The organism is Parabacteroides sp. AF14-59, assembly GCF_003479515.1.
GTDB classification, from domain to species: Bacteria; Bacteroidota; Bacteroidia; order Bacteroidales; family Tannerellaceae; genus Parabacteroides; species Parabacteroides faecis.
Genome location: NZ_QUHH01000004.1, coordinates 179,641 through 198,005, shown reverse-complemented (window position 1 = coordinate 198,005; position 18,365 = coordinate 179,641). Strand labels below are relative to the sequence as shown.

General features: G+C 43.2%; 21 protein-coding genes. 4 read left to right on the top strand and 17 right to left on the bottom strand.

The genetic code is table 11. From position 1 onward, the window contains the following. Positions 1-15 precede the first annotated feature (15 nt). The 8 genes from DWW23_RS06655 to DWW23_RS06620 form a co-directional block, all read right to left on the bottom strand. The gene (locus DWW23_RS06655; RefSeq protein WP_122352493.1) at positions 16-2,412 is read right to left on the bottom strand and encodes an SLBB domain-containing protein; all 2,397 of its coding nucleotides are present in this window, start codon (positions 2,410-2,412) and stop codon (positions 16-18) included. A gap of 23 nt (positions 2,413-2,435) precedes the next feature. Next, the gene (locus tag DWW23_RS06650) at positions 2,436-2,825 is read right to left on the bottom strand and encodes a lipocalin-like domain-containing protein (RefSeq protein ID WP_122352492.1); all 390 of its coding nucleotides are present in this window, start codon (positions 2,823-2,825) and stop codon (positions 2,436-2,438) included. Further along, a complete protein-coding gene (locus DWW23_RS06645; RefSeq protein ID WP_122352491.1) occupies positions 2,813-4,276 on the bottom strand; it encodes a capsule assembly Wzi family protein in 1,464 nt (487 codons plus the stop codon). The genes DWW23_RS06650 and DWW23_RS06645 overlap by 13 nt, the downstream gene beginning before the upstream one ends. Positions 4,277-4,608: 332 nt before the next feature. Beyond that, the gene (locus DWW23_RS06640) at positions 4,609-4,875 is read right to left on the bottom strand and encodes a DUF4248 domain-containing protein (RefSeq protein ID WP_122352490.1); all 267 of its coding nucleotides are present in this window, start codon (positions 4,873-4,875) and stop codon (positions 4,609-4,611) included. Continuing rightward, positions 4,872-6,050, bottom strand: a complete 1,179-nt coding sequence (locus DWW23_RS06635) for a DNA primase (protein ID WP_122352489.1) — start codon at positions 6,048-6,050, stop codon at positions 4,872-4,874. The genes DWW23_RS06640 and DWW23_RS06635 overlap by 4 nt, the downstream gene beginning before the upstream one ends. A 13-nt stretch (positions 6,051-6,063) precedes the next feature. After that, on the bottom strand, positions 6,064-7,419 hold the full coding sequence (locus DWW23_RS06630) for a DnaB-like helicase C-terminal domain-containing protein (protein ID WP_122352488.1): 1,356 nt from the start codon (positions 7,417-7,419) through the stop codon (positions 6,064-6,066). Continuing rightward, complete coding sequence (locus tag DWW23_RS06625) at positions 7,416-7,916, bottom strand: hypothetical protein (RefSeq protein ID WP_122352487.1); 501 nt, start codon at positions 7,914-7,916, stop codon at positions 7,416-7,418. Before DWW23_RS06625 ends, DWW23_RS06630 begins: the two co-directional genes overlap by 4 nt. A 321-nt stretch (positions 7,917-8,237) precedes the next feature. Continuing rightward, positions 8,238-8,660, bottom strand: a complete 423-nt coding sequence (locus tag DWW23_RS06620) for a hypothetical protein (protein ID WP_122352486.1) — start codon at positions 8,658-8,660, stop codon at positions 8,238-8,240. 416 nt (positions 8,661-9,076) lie between these two features. Between DWW23_RS06620 and DWW23_RS06615 the strand changes: the two genes are divergently transcribed. From DWW23_RS06615 to DWW23_RS06600, 4 genes are read left to right on the top strand one after another with little or no spacing between them, the layout of a single operon-like run. Then, on the top strand, positions 9,077-9,526 hold the full coding sequence (locus tag DWW23_RS06615) for an HU family DNA-binding protein (RefSeq protein ID WP_122352485.1): 450 nt from the start codon (positions 9,077-9,079) through the stop codon (positions 9,524-9,526). Positions 9,527-9,538: 12 nt separating this feature from the next. After that, a complete protein-coding gene (locus DWW23_RS06610; RefSeq protein ID WP_122352484.1) occupies positions 9,539-9,997 on the top strand; it encodes a glucosaminidase domain-containing protein in 459 nt (152 codons plus the stop codon). Between the two features lie 33 nt (positions 9,998-10,030). Further along, positions 10,031-10,345 carry a hypothetical protein gene (locus DWW23_RS06605; protein WP_122352483.1) on the top strand — a complete coding sequence of 105 codons (315 nt, stop codon included), beginning with the start codon at positions 10,031-10,033 and terminating at the stop codon, positions 10,343-10,345. Then, on the top strand, positions 10,342-10,614 hold the full coding sequence (locus tag DWW23_RS06600) for a hypothetical protein (RefSeq protein ID WP_122352482.1): 273 nt from the start codon (positions 10,342-10,344) through the stop codon (positions 10,612-10,614). The genes DWW23_RS06605 and DWW23_RS06600 overlap by 4 nt, the downstream gene beginning before the upstream one ends. Before the next feature lie 60 nt (positions 10,615-10,674). Here the strand turns inward: DWW23_RS06600 and DWW23_RS06595 are convergent, their stop codons facing one another. From DWW23_RS06595 to DWW23_RS06555, 9 genes are all read right to left on the bottom strand, one after another. Then, positions 10,675-11,157: an ATP-binding protein gene (locus tag DWW23_RS06595; protein ID WP_122352481.1), complete on the bottom strand. Its 483-nt coding sequence runs from the start codon at positions 11,155-11,157 to the stop codon at positions 10,675-10,677. Beyond that, entirely contained in the window at positions 11,147-11,842 is a 696-nt protein-coding gene (locus DWW23_RS06590) for a helix-turn-helix domain-containing protein (protein ID WP_122352480.1), read from the bottom strand. Before DWW23_RS06590 ends, DWW23_RS06595 begins: the two co-directional genes overlap by 11 nt. Before the next feature lie 270 nt (positions 11,843-12,112). Beyond that, the gene (locus DWW23_RS06585; RefSeq protein WP_122352479.1) at positions 12,113-13,255 is read right to left on the bottom strand and encodes a DegT/DnrJ/EryC1/StrS aminotransferase family protein; all 1,143 of its coding nucleotides are present in this window, start codon (positions 13,253-13,255) and stop codon (positions 12,113-12,115) included. Beyond that, positions 13,248-13,943 (bottom strand): HAD family hydrolase, encoded by a 696-nt coding sequence (locus DWW23_RS06580; protein ID WP_122352478.1) that lies wholly within the window; start codon positions 13,941-13,943, stop codon positions 13,248-13,250. The genes DWW23_RS06585 and DWW23_RS06580 overlap by 8 nt, the downstream gene beginning before the upstream one ends. Further along, positions 13,933-14,898: an ATP-grasp domain-containing protein gene (locus DWW23_RS06575; protein ID WP_122352477.1), complete on the bottom strand. Its 966-nt coding sequence runs from the start codon at positions 14,896-14,898 to the stop codon at positions 13,933-13,935. The genes DWW23_RS06580 and DWW23_RS06575 overlap by 11 nt, the downstream gene beginning before the upstream one ends. A 4-nt stretch (positions 14,899-14,902) precedes the next feature. Further along, positions 14,903-15,511: a sugar transferase gene (locus tag DWW23_RS06570; protein ID WP_122352476.1), complete on the bottom strand. Its 609-nt coding sequence runs from the start codon at positions 15,509-15,511 to the stop codon at positions 14,903-14,905. Positions 15,512-15,557: 46 nt separating this feature from the next. Next, positions 15,558-16,409, bottom strand: a complete 852-nt coding sequence (locus DWW23_RS06565; RefSeq protein WP_122352475.1) for a polysaccharide deacetylase family protein — start codon at positions 16,407-16,409, stop codon at positions 15,558-15,560. Then, positions 16,406-17,428 (bottom strand): GNAT family N-acetyltransferase, encoded by a 1,023-nt coding sequence (locus tag DWW23_RS06560; RefSeq protein WP_122352474.1) that lies wholly within the window; start codon positions 17,426-17,428, stop codon positions 16,406-16,408. The genes DWW23_RS06565 and DWW23_RS06560 overlap by 4 nt, the downstream gene beginning before the upstream one ends. Next, positions 17,367-18,365, bottom strand: coding sequence for a 3-oxoacyl-ACP synthase III family protein (locus tag DWW23_RS06555; RefSeq protein ID WP_122352473.1), 999 nt, complete (start codon positions 18,363-18,365; stop codon positions 17,367-17,369). Before DWW23_RS06555 ends, DWW23_RS06560 begins: the two co-directional genes overlap by 62 nt.

Below are 18,365 nucleotides of genomic sequence, written 5' to 3'. Positions count from 1 at the left end.
ATTGAAAATTGAAAATTACTTGAGAGTATTTATAATGGATGTTACCATTGCAGCCATTGAAGTCGTTGAACTGGCAATACTCAATACTTCCGCCAGGCTTGTCTTCCGATCGCGTTGTGTCTTGGTCGGGACAACGATCTCACACCCCGGCTCTACCTTCGGATAACGTTTGAAGAAGATAAAACATCTTTTGGTTGTCGCCACCTTCCCGTTCATATAGATCACGATCGGATATTTACGGGCAATATCATTATATCCTCCTGCCTGAGACAGGCATTTCCCTACTGACATACCCTTTGTATAAGTGACACTGTTCGGGTAAGTGACAGCACCGTTTATCTTAACCGTACTTTGTAACTGCGGGATATAAAGTGCATCCCCATCACGAAGCACAACGTCATGGGCACTTCCCGGACTAGCCAAGGCCTTTTCCAGATCGATACCGACTGAATAGTCTTTAATATTTTCCAGAGACAAGGCAACCGAGTCACGGCTTTGTTTATTGGAACTCAATTGTAGCAAGGTTTCAAGGCGGCGCATTTCATCCTCTGTCAACCGACGTTTCAAGCTCGCTCCTTTTACATAAGCATCCGGAGTTATCCCTCCGGCTTTAGCAATGATATCACTCAGACGGGAATTCTTTTCCGCCAACACATAATCGCCGGAGAAAGTGATTTCACCATCGACCTTTACCACCTGTTGTTCCTGATATCCCGGAGAGAAACGCACATAAACTTCATCAAACGGCTCCAACGTAAAAATTGTATCACTCTTCTTTCCATCTATAGATATCAACCCCAGATTGTCGTTCAATTCAAAATTGAAGACCTCGGCCGTACGGTTCGTATTCTCGTGAGTCTTCGCATCTTTTATCCGGCGGGCAACTTCCACATTAACAGTCGCTGCCGATTCCTTCAACCCTCCTGCCATCATAATAGCATCTTCCACCGTCAGATTATTCCGGTAAGGAAGAACCGTGTCCGTATAATTGACTGCTCCGCTCACTTTGATCGTATAAGGTTCGCGAAGGTCAAACAGAGAGGGGATATTCAGTTGGTCTTCCGGCTTGAGTTCCATATCCGGAGAGGTTCCATTGAGGATACTGCGGATATCGACGGCTATAACAGTCGTTGTGAAATCCGGATTCAACCGGATGATCTGGGCACGGCCGGTAAACTCATCTCCTTTCAGACCGGCTGCCTGGTCAATCAATTCTTTTACTGTATGCACGTTCGCATTTAATTCGTATTCTCCCGGACGCCAGACTGCACCTGTCACTATCAGGCGATTTTCATAGAAAGGAATCACGGAATCCACCAACAAAGAATCGCCGTCCATCATCGCAAAAGTGGGATATTTATCCGCTGTAACAGTGGCGATCTGGTAACGGCTACCCGCCTTACGCTTTACACGGACATCTTTCGTATAGGCATCTCCTGTGAAACCGCCTGCCATATTCAATAGCCGGGACAACGTTTCCCCCTTCTTCAACTCAAAAATACGGTTACGCTTCACCTTCCCCCGCACGACCGCCAACTGATCGTAAGGGGAAACGATCACCATATCGTTCTCTTCCAGACGGATATTCGTATCGTATTTGCCATTAAGCAGATAATCATACACATCCAGACAGGCGACTTCCTTACTATTCCGGTATACTTTGATTCCGCGAAGCGAACCGATCTCATTCACCCCTCCGGCAGCATACAACGCATTGAATAAGGTCGCAAAAGATGGAAGCGTATAGGTTCCCGGAGCAACCACCTCTCCCACTATGTTCACTTTGATGCTGCGTATCTGGCCCAAACTGACCGATACAAACGTATTGGCCCCGTCCGTATCTCCGGACAAGGTCGACATGATCCGTCCCAACTCCTGGCGGATACGGTTCTCGGCTGCACCGATCGTCAATCCGCTGATAGAGACAGGTCCCAGGTTAGGGATCAGGATCGTCCCTTCGGGGGAAATCTTCAGTTTCAGGTTCAATTCGGAATCGCCCCATACATTGATCAGCAACTCATCTCCGGCAGACAGAATATACCCTTTGGGAGTCGGTACATTCAAATCCGGTTCGAAAGACAGGTTCTTGTTCGAAAATATTTCACGCCCGAACACCGTTCCGCTTAAATCTCCTGCCGGACGATTGGCTTCCCGCTGGATCTCCAAAGGAGGTATTTCCTTACCTTCCGGAGCCATAACCGTACGATCGGTAACCACAGCATCCGATGCCGTACGGCTACTCTGTTCAGCACCAGACTGCCCCATCCGTTTATTTATCTCCTGACGGATCTGATCGTCCGTCATACCCGAGGCTTTCGCCTTGTCTATCAACTCCTGGGGTACCTGTGCCGCCAATGGTACAGCCAACCACACCAATCCCCCTAATAAAACATTTCTGATTACGGTATTCATATTGTTATTTGTTTTTGTTGTTTTCAAAACTTTCTGAACTCCAACCGGGCATAATCCGATTGCAAAACCAACTGTTTAGAGGTTAATTCTTTTACCCCGAAACGTTGCTCCGTTCCGTTCATGCCGAAAGGCAATAGATTTTCAATTTTACTGATGGGCATTTCGACGAACAATGAATCCCCGGTATATTCCATATTTCCTGTCTGACTTGTCACACCGACTTGCATCAGATTGATCGTATGCAACGACACACTATAATATGCCCGTTCCGGTGTTTCTTCCTCTCCGGAAGCATATTCTATCTTCATGATCTGCCAACGGCCATCCAGATCCCCATTGATCGGCATTTTACCACAAGCGCCGACTATCAACATCAGCAATATTGCTATCATATATCTTTTCATCGTATCCATCCTGTTTTTCTGATTGTTAGCATTCCTCCGGCACTTTCCCCCAACATCGCACCCCGGTCCATACCCAACGACGCTGTAAAGCTCCAGCCTTTCAGTTGATGCGGTGTATATTGTAATTCAATCAACGCATTCCCGTTCTTTTTGATCTCATAAAAAGGCATACCATATGTTCCCCAGTTACGAGTAACCGACAGAAGAATACGATACTGTAAGTCGCTAACCGGATTCCCCATCACCCCGAAATGATGTCCCTGCATACGTGAACTTTTAAAACTGATATCACCGTCAGTATCATAGACAGGAGACATCACCAAAGGATTTCCGATCCCCATCCCCCAGTGCTGCCAACCGGTATAAATACCATGATTATAATAATTATCCGCCCCACTCACCTGTTCCGGTATCTCCGGCGTATGGTCCCAATAAACAGGCCCCGTCTGATCTTTTGTCGACAGATATTCATACACAAAACGACTAATGACGGGATTTTGGGGAAATGTTATCTCTATCCCTGCCAGGCAGTCCTTCCAGCCATACTCACCGAACATCTGCGAGTGGTCTTCAAAATAATGCTCATAATAAGGACGAACCGTCCAATCCTGCGGAGCGTACCAGGTGAGTGAAAAATTCCAGCTTCCCAAATGATTCCCGTAAATGTTGGTTTGCTCTCCCATCGGAGTTTCACTACTTCCTCCGCTCGGAATAAATACTTTAAAGAAATCCTTGATCCCATTCGGCATATCGATCTTCTCATTTCCTCTAAACGCATTCCCTCCGAACTGTGCTGCCATCTCCAGTCCTCCTTCAAAGATCAGTGGAAACTTCTCCCGGTTACCTACCTTCACATACAAATCTTTGGAATGATAAAGCACATGTTCCGTATATGTATTCCCCGGAGCCACGAAATCCTTCTGCCAGCCATCGTCCGTAAACATACCGTAAGCAATATGCCCTTTGAAGGCCAGCCACCCTTTTGTCCCCGGCACAACGGTATATTCCGGAATACCGATACGCACTTGCGGAATCGGTCGGGCATTCCCCGAAAACGTCAATCCCCCGCTACTTAAAAGCGGATTATTAAATTCACTATACCGTTCCTTGCTGCCGATACTCAGTCTCAGGCAACGATATTTCAAATCGGCATATAATTGCTGGACAATGAATGTCGACGTAAAACTATAGGCTACAGCCAGATCCGCCCCGAAAGCATACGAAAAGCGTTTATCCTCTTCCATCTCCCGGAAAATCCCGGCACGCAGATAACCGTTATTCTTTTCGATCGATGAAAGTCCTTGTTTGTTAGCCACCAGCCAGAAAGGTGTATGTTTCCCTCCGCTAAAGCTGATCCCGGTCTCTGCCCGGTAACTCAGTCCTTTGGCAAACTGAGCATACGTATTCCAGGGAAGCAGTAAAATACCTCCCCAAATAATTAGTTTAGATATAAATTTCATTTCTTTTCGATTTAAAAAGATTTGAGCTTATTCGAGCATAAACCACCAGTCATAAATAAGACATGCTTAGTTACAGGTTCATTTGCCGTCTGCTTCAGCTGACGGTTTACAAGTTGTTTCTCTTTTTGGCTTTAGCCACATTTCTTTTAATATAGAGAGTGTGTTTAAAATGGGACTAAAGTCCAAAGAGATAGATCATTTACTAATCCGTCAGCTGAAGCAGACGGCAAATGAACCTGTAATGGCAAAGTCACATTGATAAGGGGATAGCTCAACTCTGATAAATACTGAATCTATTGCTATCTCTATTAGCATATTGGCAAATGAACCTGTTAAGGTCTCCCCAGTATCTCGACAATACATTCTACCTGTTTCGGAGTCATGATCCGTTGCTGCCTGTTCCATCCGGCGGTATTCAAAAGAGAGACCAGTACCTTGTTTGCCAATACCCATGCCTTCAATCGGCGGGATGCTGCGGCAGGTGTGAGCGTCGGACTGTACAGAATCCCCAGTTCCAGCCAACTGAAACTACGGTTTTTCCATTTTTCCTCCTCTTCATCCTCCGGTAACGGATGCTTTTTTTCCCGATCCTCTTTCATAGCCACCTCCAGTCTGATGTAGCAGGCCAATTATCCCTGAGCGACAATCCTGTCCGGTAGGCAAGCATCTTTGTCAAACCATCGAGCAACACTTCCCTTTCTCCGGCAGTACGCTTCTGCAACAACCGTTGGACCTGTCCGCTTATCCGGTTGAATAAAGCCAACTCTTCCGACGATAACAATTGCCTCCGTACCCCGCGGATAAAAGAGACGAAAGCCTCTTTGCCCCGACTCCTGAACAGCGAATCTGGATCTTCCCCGTCAGGCAAATGTCCTCTGACAGCCCAAAGACCTTCCCTGCGAAGAATTGCCACGGCCTCAGCCGAAGCCTTCTCGCCCGGTCCGTCCCCGTCCAGCAAGACTGTCACCTGCGAAGTATATTTCTTCAGTAATGCAACATGCCCGTCACACACAGCCGTCCCGCACAAAGCAACCGTATTCCTGAAACCTGCGGCATGCATGGCTATGGCATCTTTATATCCCTCCACCACAAAAACAAACCCCTCCTGCCCGATCGCCTCTTTCGCCAGGTTCAGGGCATACAAGTTCTCACTTTTCCGGTAACCTTCCTCCACTGAGGTATTGATGTATTTCGGATCGCCGGGCTTCCCTCCGGATTGTTTCCGGGCTGCAAAAGCAATCAACCGTCCCATCTCATCACGGATCGGAAAAACGATGCGGTTCCGCATCTTATACCATTCTTTCGGAACCAGCCCCGGCGAAATGCCCACCTCAAAATCCAGATAAGCAGGTGTCAATTCCGAATTGCCACAAGCGTAAGGCAGAAGGGAGGAAAAAAACTGCACGTTTTTTTCAGGTGACAGTGGACAAGTGACAGGTGACAGTTGCTTCGCGTCACTATTTATTTTCTTCTTTCTTCCACCTGTAACCGTATCTGTCATCTGTCCACTGTCAATTGTCAACTTTCTCGCAGCTTCCGCAAAACTGCATTTCTCCGCTTTCTGTACAAAAGCAATCACATCCCCATGTTCTCCACAGGCATAACAGGTGAAAGTCTGCTTTTGCGGATCGACGGTCAACGACGGATGATGGTCAGCGTGGAACGGACAAAGTCCGATAAACAACTTCCCCCGGCGTGACAGTTTGACGTAACGTCCGACCACCTCTTCCAGGCGGACCGACCGTTTTATATGATCGATATTATATTGTGCCATTTCGTTCCGGGTATTAATAATCCGTTATTTTCGTAAAGGAAGCATTATAACGGAAACGGGCAATGCCGGTTGCCCCGTTCCTGTTTTTCACAATATAGAGTTTGCCTACTCCTTTGAGGTCCTCCCCTGTACGTTCGTCCTTGACGATCCCGTAACGTTCCGGGCGGTAGACAAAAAATACACAATCGGCCACCTGTTCGATAGTGCCGGAATCACGCAGGTCGCTCATCACCGGAATATGCGCCTTGTCGGCACGCTGATCGCTGGCACGGTTCACCTGCGAAACGACAAGGACCGGACAATCGGCATCCAAAGCCAGCTGCTTCAATGCCGTGATGTTGCGTCCTACCACCTGCTCCTGCGTTTCATTTTTCTGGCGGATACTTCCCAGAAGATGCAAATAATCGAGGATCATGAAATCACACTCTCCCTTCTTGCTTTTCAATATTACTTTCGAACGGATATCCGCCAAGGTATTACAAGCCTTATAATCGATATACAAAGGCAGATGCTCCAGGTCTTTGCCCGCTTTTTCCAATTTTTCCAGATCGCGAGCCGTCAGTCCCGAGATACGCAGATGATCCGGATCGACATCCGTCATACCCGCCAGGATACGGTTCAGCATTTGCAGGTTCGACATCTCCAGACTGAAAAGGCAGACATACTTTCCGGCACGTGCCGCCTGGACGGCAATATGCAGTGCTACTGCCGTCTTTCCATCGCTCGAATGACCGGCCAACACCGACAGTTCGCCTTTATGAAAACCACCGGTGACGTAATCGAACTCACCCAACCCGCTCCGTATACGGTTCCGGTCGTACGCCCCGTCCAGCCGCTCCCGGTGCCACGCCACCGCTTCGGCAGCCAACACACCCACCGGACGTATCGGTTCGCTTCCGGCCACTTCCGTCTGCAGTTTCAGCAGCGAATCCTCCGCTTCCGAAATAATGGCTCCCGGATCGGCTTCGAAAGTACTGCTCTTAAAATTCAGCATAGCAAACAACTGTGCCAGGCAGCGCAAAGTATACTGCCGCTTGATTTCCCCGGCATAATGCAACACATTACCTCCGTGGCGCACATTCAGCATCGTAGTAAGCAGAAACGACACCCCGTCCAGTTCCTTCCAACGGGCCTCATCCATCCGCCGCATCTCCGTTTCGACCGATATCATATCCGGTTGCACACCCTGTTCGTACAAATTCATTATCGCCTGGAAAACAAATCCTGCCGCGGCATCCGAAAACATTTCCCTACGCAATAAGGATGATACCAGACCCGGTGCCTCCACACTGGTCAGCAGGCAGCACACCAATGTGTTCTCCACCTCCGCCAAAGTCAAATCTTTCTGTTCATCGACAGCCTCTTTCATGCTTCGCCTCCTCTTCCTTTCGGCGTGAATTGTTTGCTGCGTCCTCCCATAGTCTGTTCAGCGGCAGCCATTGCCTGAGCCGCTGAAATATCGTTTCCGTTGTCTACCGTATTTTCTGTCAGATACCCCGAGAAAAAATCGTAATTGCAGACCTTGATCCGGGTGCCTCCGGCTATTGCTTCGTACTCGATCAGGCAGTCATCCGACAATGCTTTCAGATAATGCCCGACCGATCCGAAACTGATATCGGTACGATCAGCCAGTTCACGATAGTTACCCAGATACTCACCACGGTGGCATGTATAAAAATATTTACCCAGCTTCACCATACCATCCTTGAAATAACACATAGAAACCAAGGCCATGAAAATTCTTGCATACAGGCGGTCTTTCTTTTGTAGGCTGAAAGACATGAGAAGCACTTTGCGAGGCATTTTCACAAAAGAATTTCCCAAGCTTTCCAATTTGCGTTCTACCCTTTCCTTCATCTCATTCATAATCCATTCAATTTAGGTTACTAATTATACGCTGAGTTATACGGATCTTATACGCCGAAACTGTTGAATTTTAAAAGCCTGATATAAATCCTCAAACACTCTTTATACGAATGGGCCGGTCTCTCTTTAAATATAGATAGAAGTATCTTTTATATAGAATTTATAATTAGCGACTTCTCAACATTTTTTGATATCAGAACCGTTCTCTTGCGCTCTGATACAAACTTAGTCATTACCACTCGCCTTGAAAAATATATATTGAGGGTATCTCTCAATTATAAATCCTTCGATTACAGTTGTTTAAACAATATATCTGTCACTTCAATTTTTCTTATGTTTCCTTTTCGTCTCTCTAACCGCTTCACAAATGTCAAAATACACATCATCCGCATCGCTCAGATGGTTGCAAATGGTATTTATTTCCTTACCGGTACGAAAAACCAGATCGATATGATCGGCCACATGTTCATACGTCCCGTCCAGTATTCCGCAACGAAGCATAGCCGATATATAAGCGATAAATAAATCCGGCTCGTTCACCACAATACGTTCGATCAGCAAACGGCAGGCATCGATTTCGCAATATTCCAGAATATCATCCCGATGATGTTTATTAAAACGTTTCCTCAACACCTCCCAGGTCGCATATTGCTTTATAGCCGGTTCTCCCAGGAGCCACGCCAACAACATCACATAGCGTCCTTTATCCGGTAGCTTTTCAAGCCAATTTGACAAGGATTCCAAGGACAAATGATTTCCTGTTATTGCCCTGATTGTTTTTTTAAAACGTCCATTAAATTATTCACTATACGATTTATTTTATTTGTATTCATAATTCTCTGATTTTAAATCGTAATCTTGGTTTTATTCTTGTGAAATACCCTATTCTTCATTCTTCAAAACATATATGTTTCGTTCGCAAACCATATATGTTTTGCCGTTAAAACACCTATGTTTCAACAGCGTTTTTCATTCCTTTTTCTTTCAAAAATAACTGTCTTTATCCGCCGTTAACCATCGCTATCTGCTCCTATCCAGCAGGCACTTTTCGGCTGTATTTATCTTTGTAATGTTATCGATAACCAACTAACCGCCAGAATGCCGGAAAAGTTTTTTCATTGGCACATTGGCATATTATCCACATTAAATAATTATTTCCCATGCCATTAAAATTCAGACTTGTCAAAAGAAGGGACATGAGTAAGGATGCGGCCGAAGGAGCCGAACTTTACTATGCACAAACGAGCATCACCAAAAAGGTCGATCTGAACCGTATTTGCAGCCGTATCAGCAAATACAGTACGGCAAGCCGTGGTGATATCCTGCTGGTACTCGACGGCCTCTTGTCCGTCATGAATGAATCGTTAGGTGACGGCGAATCGGTGCACCTGGGCGATTTCGGTAGTTTCCGTATGGTTGCCGGCAGCAAAGGCTCTTCTACGGAAAAGGATTTCAATACTTCTCTGTTCCACCGGGCACATATCGTTTTCTATCCGGGTACAATGCTGACGGACACAATCCGCAATGCCAGTTTCGAAAAATACATCATCCCCGGCACGGAAAACAAACCGGAAGAAGGTGGCGGTAGCGACCGTCCGGAAATCGAGTAATAATTATTCAGTATGATAAAACAGGAATACATCAAACAGTACCTTTTCCCCGCCCGAAAGGCGGGGGAATGTTTCGGAATCAATCCGGTGGTTATCCTTGCCCAATCGGCCATCGAAACCGGTTGGGGAGAAAGTACCCTGGCAAAGGAATATAACAATTTCTTCGGCATCACAGCCTATGGACGTCCCAATGCTTTCTGGAAAGGCACAAAGACCGATCTTTCTGAAAACAGCGGCCATGCCGCCCTATGGTTCCGCACCTACGAATCGACGGAAGACAGTTTCATGGACTTCGCCCGTCTGATCCACACCGCTTATCCGGTAGCTGCCTCACTAAGCACCCGTCCTTCAGCTTATGCCAAAGAGATCGCTTACAGCAAATACATCAGCGAAGTGAACGGTGACAACCGCGCGGCTTACCAGAGGATGTTGGTGTCGATCTGCGGGTCGATCGAAAAGATACCCATTTAATTTTCAATCTTCAATTTATAATTTTCAATTAACATGAAGTACCTTGAAACCATTCTCACCTTCCTCACCAGCCTTGCCTGGATCATCTTTCCCCGCAAGCAAAAGCCGACAGCCGGTGACTGTCCTTGTCCCCATCCCTACCCTCGTCCTCTTCCTGATGGCGATCACCCTGCTGTCTCTTCTGATGGAACAGACGGAAGTGACGCTGACAGCTATCGGAGCGATACTCTCGCTCTCAACCAGGGCGACCGGGGAACCAAACAACGTGTCGAACCCATAGACATCGCCGGTTACAGCCTGATGGCTGCGGGACTAATCGGTGGTCTGTACAAATTATTTACTGCATGAGCTACAAAGAAAATTATCAACGCATGATCTGTTGTAACAAAGCGACCGGATATGCTATTTATGACTGTCTGTTGAAGACTTACCGAAAACATGCCGAAAGCATGGATGTCTCCGGGATTACCAACCGGGACATCTCACGAATCAGTGAGATGCTATTGGTGAGCGAACGTTGGATACTCCATATCTTATGCAAATATCATCTGTTTTTCATTATCATCGACCAGTATTATCCGGAAGAGGAATGGAAAGATGAAGAGACGGATGCTTGATTGTTTAAAGTCTGTTATCTTCTCTAAAATGGAGGGGGTAACAGACTTTTCCGGTATTAGTTACTCCAAAACCTCCCAATGACCGGATTTAGCGTTTCCAATTCGTTCTATTTTATTTCTTTCCCTCAGAGTCCGGATATTCTCTTCTATCTTTCTCTTTGAAATACCTATTTCTTCTGATAAACGTTGAGCAGATACAGACGGATTTTGTTGCATTAAACTCAATATTCTTTTCTGTGTTTCAGACAATTTATCACCGACCCTATCACCGACCCTATCACCGACCCTATCTATGACCTTATCACTATCCACTCTTTCAAAAGTCTTTGAATATACCGTTACATTCAATCCGCCTGAAATCTGTTCGAATTCCGGTAATGGCAATCCTGCTTCTTTAAACAGTGTGATAACCCTACGAATTCCCGAACCATATTTCTCTATCAAACCCAAATCTTTACAGAAATCAGCAACCATTTTATTACGTGGTGTCGATTTATAACGATTATTCATTAAATCATCGACCGTAATATCATCAGGAAGCATACCCGGATTGGGTTAGTACATCCGACTTCGAACGGGCAGAATCTTTAATAATAATATCCGTTTGAAAACGCCCCAACTCTACTGTTGAGATAATATTATCATCTTTATGAAAGAGTAAAAAAGCTGCATTTGTTATTTTATCCTCTCTTAGCATATTATATTTCAACAAAAAGGACAAAGGATCTTCAGTAATACTACGACCTTTGTTTTCTAAAAAATTAATAGCTTTCTGAACCTTCTCCAACGATATATCATCAATTGTATGTAACGTATCGACATAGGTATCCCAACTGGAATTGATTGTATGCAAATATAAATTTACTACTTCACCGACTGTCAATTGATGATTGGAATTATTAACCCGTTTATAATACCGGCCTTGAACTGCCACAGGTTTAATCGGATATTCTTGAATCTGAAAAGCTACAATTTGTTTATCTTCAACATCTATTACATTGACATCGGGTATTAATACCGGAGCAGTCTTACTCTTAATCTCATTTACGAAATTTTGAACACTTTCTTTAGCAAGTTGTATCCCCAGGAGTTTACCACTATCATCGACTCCCACGTATACAGTCCCTCCACCTGCATTTGCAAATGCAACCAAAGACTCAATGACTCCTGTATTGAACGAGGCTTTAAATTCTGTATTCTGATCTTCTATGGCTGGGATGTTGTGCATACTTTTTTTACAAACTTACACAAAAAACAAATATAGACTATCTTTATCCTCAAAATAATCATGTTGTGACAGCGCATAATCCCCCATAACAAAGCGACCAAGATATTATAATCTTCTCTGCTTCTTCATTCGTCACATATTCTCCTCGTTCGAAAACTGCTTCTGCTTTATCCAAAATCACATTCAGTACCTCTACCGAACAACTCCGCGGACATTTTTCATCTCTAATGTTCCCTAATGAAGCAACATCTAAAGTCTGTTATTTCTACTCTATCGTGGAGATGACAGACTTAACATTGTTTCCACTACCTTGCAAATATCATCATCGGTCAGTGTAGGTCCGGAAGGCAGACAAAGTCCTTTATCAAACAATCTCTCCGATGCCCCGTCACCATAAAAAGGTGATTGCTTAAATACCGGTTGCAGATGCATCGGTTTCCACAAAGGGCGTGTTTCTATATTCTCTTCTGCCAGATGTAACCGGATATCTTCACGACTAAAGCCTGCCTTTTCCGAATCTACCAGAATACAGGTCAGCCAGAAGTTCGAATCGAAATCCTCCGACGGATTTTGCTGAACCGTAATTCCCGGAACATCTTTCAATAAATCCGTATACAACTGATGTATTGCCCTACGCCGTGCTATATGTTCATCCAGTACGAACATCTGTCCTCTACCGATCCCAGCACAAATATTACTCATACGATAGTTATATCCGATACATTCATGCTGGTAATGTGGAGCATTCTCTCTGGCCTGGGTAGCATAAAACATCGTTCGTTTGGCTTGTTCTTCCGTTGAACAAACTAAAGCGCCACCGCCGGAAGTCGTAATCATTTTATTCCCATTGAATGATAATGCGGCAAATTCTCCGAAAGTACCACATTTCCGTCCTTTATATTCTGAACCCAAAGCTTCAGCGGCATCTTCCAAAACAGGTATTCCGTAATGAGAAGCAACAGCCATAATTTCATCCATTTTTGCAGGCATGCCGTATAAATGGACCGGAATAATTGCTTTCGGAAGTTTTCCTGTTTTACGCAAACGATCTTTGATTGCTTCCTCCAGGAATAAGGGACTCATGTTCCAGGTATCCTGTTCGCTATCTACATAGACCGGAGTAGCTGACTGATACGCTATCGGATTAGCAGAAGCAGCAAAAGTAAAGGACTGGCAGACGACTTCGTCGCCTGCTTGCACTCCTAGTTCGATAAGGCCTAGGTGAAGGGCGGCTGTACCGGAAGATAATGCTACAATATGTCGGCCTTCTTTAAGATATTCCGCTAGTTCTTTTTCAAATGCATTTACGTTAGGACCTAGGGGAACTACCCAATTGGTGTCGAATGCTTCTTTTATGAAGTCCTGCTCATGGCCGGACATGTGAGCGAGAGAAAGGTAGATTCGCTTATTCATAATTATTTTTTGTGATTAAAATATCTTCATTTTTTCCAGGCAAAGACAATAAATCTTCCAAGGTATTTATTGTCAATTGAGGTAAATAAACTTCCGGACAAGAGAAATCCTGCCTGTGGATATTCCGCCCATCATCTATTAGACAAATCGTTGTCCAACCTAAACGATTAGGAGTTATAAAATCCTTCCGAAGATTATCACCTATATAAAAAAAATCGGTATTAATATATTTATCTTGGAAAAATAGAAAATTCTTCTCCGAAGGTTTTTCAGAACCAAATTCTTCTGATATAACCAAATCATTATCATCTATAAACCGATCAAGTTCTAAGGCTCGATATTTATTTCGTTGTGTAATAGAACGCCCATCCGTTATCATACCCAACCTATAATCCAAATTCAAAACGTTTAATACATCTTCCGTATCACTATCCAAACAAATAACGGGAAAATGTAACCGGTACATATCCAATAGATCATCCTTCGTCAGAGGCAAATTATAAGTTCTAATCAATAATGAAAAAACATCCGATTTATTTTCATAAGCCCTCAACATAAATGGATAGATGTCGTTTAAAGAAAACTTCAACTCGACCCATTGAGCAATCTCCCGATAAGCCGAATGCAAAAAGTCAATCTCTTTATATAGCGTATCGTCCAGATCAAACACGAATATTTTATTTTTCATAGACGATCACCTCGCTATCGTAGCGTAACATCAACGTATTATCACGCCATGTATCCATGTATTCTAAGGTCTCTCCTTGTATATATTCCCTAACAATATATTCCGGAAAGTTAGCTCCTGCATAATAAGAAAGCGGATATCCTCCTCCAAAACGCGGATTTATTTCGATACCCACCACATCTTGGTCCGATTCCCTGTAGAACAATTGGATACAAATACAACCAACTACTCCTGGTAAATAGTCCAACCGCTTTTTTAGAAACTGAACTAGAAAATTTTTTCTAGTAAAGCCTTTGTTTATCTCACCGGCCCGGATCTCTACTCGTTCACGAGGGATAATAGCTTTCACTCGATAATCTTTACCATAATACATATCCACCGTAAACTCCTTATACTCATGTTTGTCTATGTACTCCATAAAGATCAATTTGGGATGGTTCAAAATTTCCGGTGTCAGTTCTTCTCTATTTCTTACTACATACAAATCCTTACTTAAAGAACCATCATAAGGCTTAGCAAAAAGAGGAAATATAGGATGGTACTTATCAACCGGAGCAGGTACACGTATATCATGTTCATTCAAAAAAGTACCTGTATTCCGTTTATCACGGCAAACTTGTATGAAAGCTAAGTCCGAAACAATAGGCTCTATCCCGTTTTTCTGAAACAATTCCTTATTCTCTGCCAAGACCAAAAGTTCGGTATCAATTGTAGGTATGATTATGCCAACCTTTTGTTCTTTACATATTTGCATTAATTTATCTATATAATCCGTTGCCGTAACTCTTGGAACCACAAAACATCCATCCGAAATAATCCCTGCGGGAGCCATATCCGGATTCATGTCTGTGGTGAAGACTTTTGCAGCAGAATAAAAATGTTTCAGTGTTTCTTGAAATTTTTTTGTAAGAACCACACGTTTTCCTGCGGAAGTAATAAGTATATTCATCTCCATAGGTTTAGTTGTTACCTGTAAAATATTCCATCGTTACCTGCCCCTCTTGATAAATTCCTTCACGAACAAAGACTTTCTTTATCGTTAAAAATATAATTTTCAAATCAAGTAAAAAAGAGCAATGATCCACATACCAAACATCCAGCTCAAACTTCTTTGTCCAACTAATTGCATTACGCCCGTTACACTGTGCCCATCCCGTAATACCCGGACGGACCTCATGTCGACGGACCTGTTCTCTTGAATATAGAGGGAGATACTGCACCAACAATGGACGTGGACCAATTAATGCCATATCACCTTTAAGAACATTTATCAATTGCGGTAATTCGTCAATCGAAGTAGAACGAACAAATTTCCCGACCTTCGTCAAACGTTTCTCGTCTGGTAAAAGATTTCCATCAGTATCACACTCGTCCGTCATGGTTTTGAATTTGATAACTTTGAATATTTTGCCATTTATACCTGGACGGTCTTGTAAAAAGAAAGCACCTGCCCCCTTGTTTGCAAAATGTAGCCAAAAGGTAATCAGAAGCAATATCGGCCAAATAATAGTTAATACACAGAATACGAGGATGAAATCAATCACTCTCTTAAAAAAGTTTTTATACATGGTAAATGAATATTACAACAACCCGCTAAGCTCATCACCTACCGAGTTACATATGAATCACCGGTAATTCATCCCAGTTAATTTTAACATCAGCTTCTTTTACGCTACAAAAGTCAAAATCATAAATATATTTCGTAAACTTCTTAAAACAAGTATTTAGACCTACATAATTCTTAAAATACCGAGCAAGAGCAGACTCCCCATCTAAAGTCGTAAACAAACGTTTCTGCTCTTTATCAAAATCCTTGATATGAAAATAGCTCATAACATAATTCGAATCAACTGTCAAAGCCTTTATCTTAAAATACGGGAACAGACGAAAGTAACCTCCCCCTGAATATACGATTTCACGTCCCCATATTGTAGATGGAGCTATCGGAAACTCTTTGATAGATACTCCATCTATCTCTATTTTACCAGGGAACTTACTTTTATACTCCGGGAAACCACCAAAACTGCGACTGGTAGGAAAGATCGAACAATCATATAAAATACCAGCCTCCGCAAGAACAGACAAAATCCAACAATTCTCTCTCGTGATAGAAAACGCGGGCGCACGGTAAGCCGTCACTTTTTGACCGGTACAATCCTCTATCGCATTCAAAGCTTTATATGTATCTTCTCGAATCTCTTTTTCCGTAGGTTGTTTCCAAAAAGTATGGGAAAATGAATGACATCCTATATGATGTCCTCTATCCGCAATGCATCTAACGACACTTGGATTTGAGACTGCAACTTCTCCTAAAATAAAGAAAGTTGCTTCGATATTTCTTTCATCCAATAAATCCAAAATATCCTGAAGGTATTTATCCAATCGTGGTTTCCAATCCGACCGATCCCCTAACTGATAATAATCGTATCCCCACCAATCCTCTATATCAAATGTCAGAATCCTCATAATAAATCGTAATTTGACAGATTAGTATCCCAAAGATGTAAATTCCAAATAGCGTTATCGATACTTTTAGAATCCAATATATACCCCATAAAATTAAAACGTTTAGGCTCAAACCTTTCAGGTATACGGATAAGACCGGTATATAGAGAAGGTATACTGCCTACATATAAAATCAAGTCAAACTCTTTTCCATGATGTCTTATCAGATATCGAAGGGCCTTATTGAAATTCCTTGAAGATTTAGGAGACACGTCTATCAAGAAAGCCGTCCGGATATGATCGTATCTCATTATTTTATACACAAACTCACACCCTCTTTCGCTTATTTTACGATAATCCTCATCCGGGCGGCTGTAACGCTTTCGGTTATAACTCTCCTCCTCTTTATGTACCGGATAATCACAAATATCAGGACTCGTAAATAAACCTAAAAGCCCAACCCATAATCGACTGATACTCAAGGAGAATAAATTCAAGAATGATAAAGCAGGCTTTATCCCCCCAATCCGGTAGGGTAGACAATGAATACTCATTTTCCCGATCTCTCTCATCAATTTCGACTTCAGCAAGACCGGATAGGAGTTATCGTTCGGATAACCAAAGACAAAAGAAACTCCATGCTTAGCCATATAGCTATATGCGGCTTTTACCATATCAAAAAAGCTGAAAAAATCTCTGTATTTCTTCGCGACCATCGAAGTCACGCTATTCGCGAACAACATCTTTTCCCCTTTAAACAAATAGTAGGCCGGTACATAAGAATTAAGTCCTACAATTTGACCGTCATCTTCTATGATAGCATGAAAAGAATAGCCCAAGACATTTTGGGTATATGCCTCCTTTAAATGTTCAATCGAACTTTCCCGTTCGAATACGGACTCAAACAACGCCACGATTTGCCTCCATTCGCTTGAAGACAATTCATCCGTCCTTTTACAAACAATACGCATACCCAACTCACGCTTTAAGTACCACTCCAGCCCAAGAATAACCAACCCCAAAGCCGGCAAGAAGTACATTTCCGTTTAATCTATTTTCTCGTTTTGCCTCATAAAGCGCCAACGGAATACTGTTCGAGACCGTGTTTCCCACTTCTGACAGAAAATAATAGAATTTTTCTTCTTCGATTTTCATCTTCTTCCGAAGAAAGTTCAACATATATTTATTAGCCTGATGTAAAACAAACAAATCAATTTCAGGCTGTTCCAGATTATTTTTCAACAATGTATCTTTCACCACTACAGGAACATTCTTTTGAGTGAAGGTGAATATTTCCGCACCATTCATATGTAGGTAATCGGATGAAACAGGATTGCCATTCTCATCAAAAGACAAATCATTTTTAGCCTCCTTTTCCCTAGATGCTCCTGTACGGACTATGAGATTATTAGCACCTTTCCCATCTGTACCCAAAGCGAATTCTCCTATTTCGGCAAATCCTTCGGTCGAGATAATCGACGCACTAGCCGCATCTCCGAATATGGTACGGTTCCCCTTGTCTCTCGGATGTAAAAACTTCGAATAAGTCTCTGCCGTCAACAGTAACACATTCTTTGCGATTCCCCCTATTATCAATCCCTTAGCAATAGCCAATCCATATACATAGCCGGAACAACCCAAGTTGTAGTCTATCGCCCCAATATTGGTACGTAGCCCCAACTGTTCTTGAATCAAACAAGCAGAGGTGGGAAGGAAATAATCCGGACTTTGTGTACAAAAAAGCACAAAATCAACATCCTCTCGTTGTATATCAGAATCTGCAACAAACAAATTATTGGCAGCGGCCACCGCCATATCCAAAGCAGTCTCCTGCTCACCTGCCACATGTCGATTGTTCACCCCCACCTTCAAAGCAATCTTATCAACTGTCCATTCAGGAAACTCCTCTACCAACTTTTCATTGGAAAGAATCTTTGGGGGCAAATAATATGATATTCGTTTTATATATGCTTTCAT

Bases quoted from the DNA above. Each gene is read 5' to 3' on its own strand.
- DWW23_RS06595 (WP_122352481.1), bottom strand. From the start codon at position 11,157: ATGCTTCCTGATGATATTACGGTCGATGATTTAATGAATAATCGTTAT.
- DWW23_RS06575 (WP_122352477.1), bottom strand. From the start codon at position 14,898: ATGGAGATGAATATACTTATTACTTCCGCAGGAAAACGTGTGGTTCTT.
- DWW23_RS06570 (WP_122352476.1), bottom strand. From the start codon at position 15,511: ATGTATAAAAACTTTTTTAAGAGAGTGATTGATTTCATCCTCGTATTC.
- DWW23_RS06610 (WP_122352484.1), top strand. From the start codon at position 9,539: ATGATAAAACAGGAATACATCAAACAGTACCTTTTCCCCGCCCGAAAG.
- DWW23_RS06635 (WP_122352489.1), bottom strand. From the start codon at position 6,050: ATGGCACAATATAATATCGATCATATAAAACGGTCGGTCCGCCTGGAA.
- DWW23_RS06630 (WP_122352488.1), bottom strand. From the start codon at position 7,419: ATGAAAGAGGCTGTCGATGAACAGAAAGATTTGACTTTGGCGGAGGTG.
- DWW23_RS06590 (WP_122352480.1), bottom strand. From the start codon at position 11,842: ATGCACAACATCCCAGCCATAGAAGATCAGAATACAGAATTTAAAGCC.
- DWW23_RS06625 (WP_122352487.1), bottom strand. From the start codon at position 7,916: ATGAATGAGATGAAGGAAAGGGTAGAACGCAAATTGGAAAGCTTGGGA.
- DWW23_RS06605 (WP_122352483.1), top strand. From the start codon at position 10,031: ATGAAGTACCTTGAAACCATTCTCACCTTCCTCACCAGCCTTGCCTGG.
- DWW23_RS06655 (WP_122352493.1), bottom strand. From the start codon at position 2,412: ATGAATACCGTAATCAGAAATGTTTTATTAGGGGGATTGGTGTGGTTG.
- DWW23_RS06600 (WP_122352482.1), top strand. From the start codon at position 10,342: ATGAGCTACAAAGAAAATTATCAACGCATGATCTGTTGTAACAAAGCG.
- DWW23_RS06560 (WP_122352474.1), bottom strand. From the start codon at position 17,428: ATGTACTTCTTGCCGGCTTTGGGGTTGGTTATTCTTGGGCTGGAGTGG.
- DWW23_RS06565 (WP_122352475.1), bottom strand. From the start codon at position 16,409: ATGAGGATTCTGACATTTGATATAGAGGATTGGTGGGGATACGATTAT.
- DWW23_RS06645 (WP_122352491.1), bottom strand. From the start codon at position 4,276: ATGAAATTTATATCTAAACTAATTATTTGGGGAGGTATTTTACTGCTT.
- DWW23_RS06585 (WP_122352479.1), bottom strand. From the start codon at position 13,255: ATGAATAAGCGAATCTACCTTTCTCTCGCTCACATGTCCGGCCATGAG.
- DWW23_RS06650 (WP_122352492.1), bottom strand. From the start codon at position 2,825: ATGGATACGATGAAAAGATATATGATAGCAATATTGCTGATGTTGATA.
- DWW23_RS06640 (WP_122352490.1), bottom strand. From the start codon at position 4,875: ATGAAAGAGGATCGGGAAAAAAAGCATCCGTTACCGGAGGATGAAGAG.
- DWW23_RS06580 (WP_122352478.1), bottom strand. From the start codon at position 13,943: ATGAAAAATAAAATATTCGTGTTTGATCTGGACGATACGCTATATAAA.
- DWW23_RS06555 (WP_122352473.1), bottom strand. From the start codon at position 18,365: ATGAAAGCATATATAAAACGAATATCATATTATTTGCCCCCAAAGATT.
- DWW23_RS06615 (WP_122352485.1), top strand. From the start codon at position 9,077: ATGCCATTAAAATTCAGACTTGTCAAAAGAAGGGACATGAGTAAGGAT.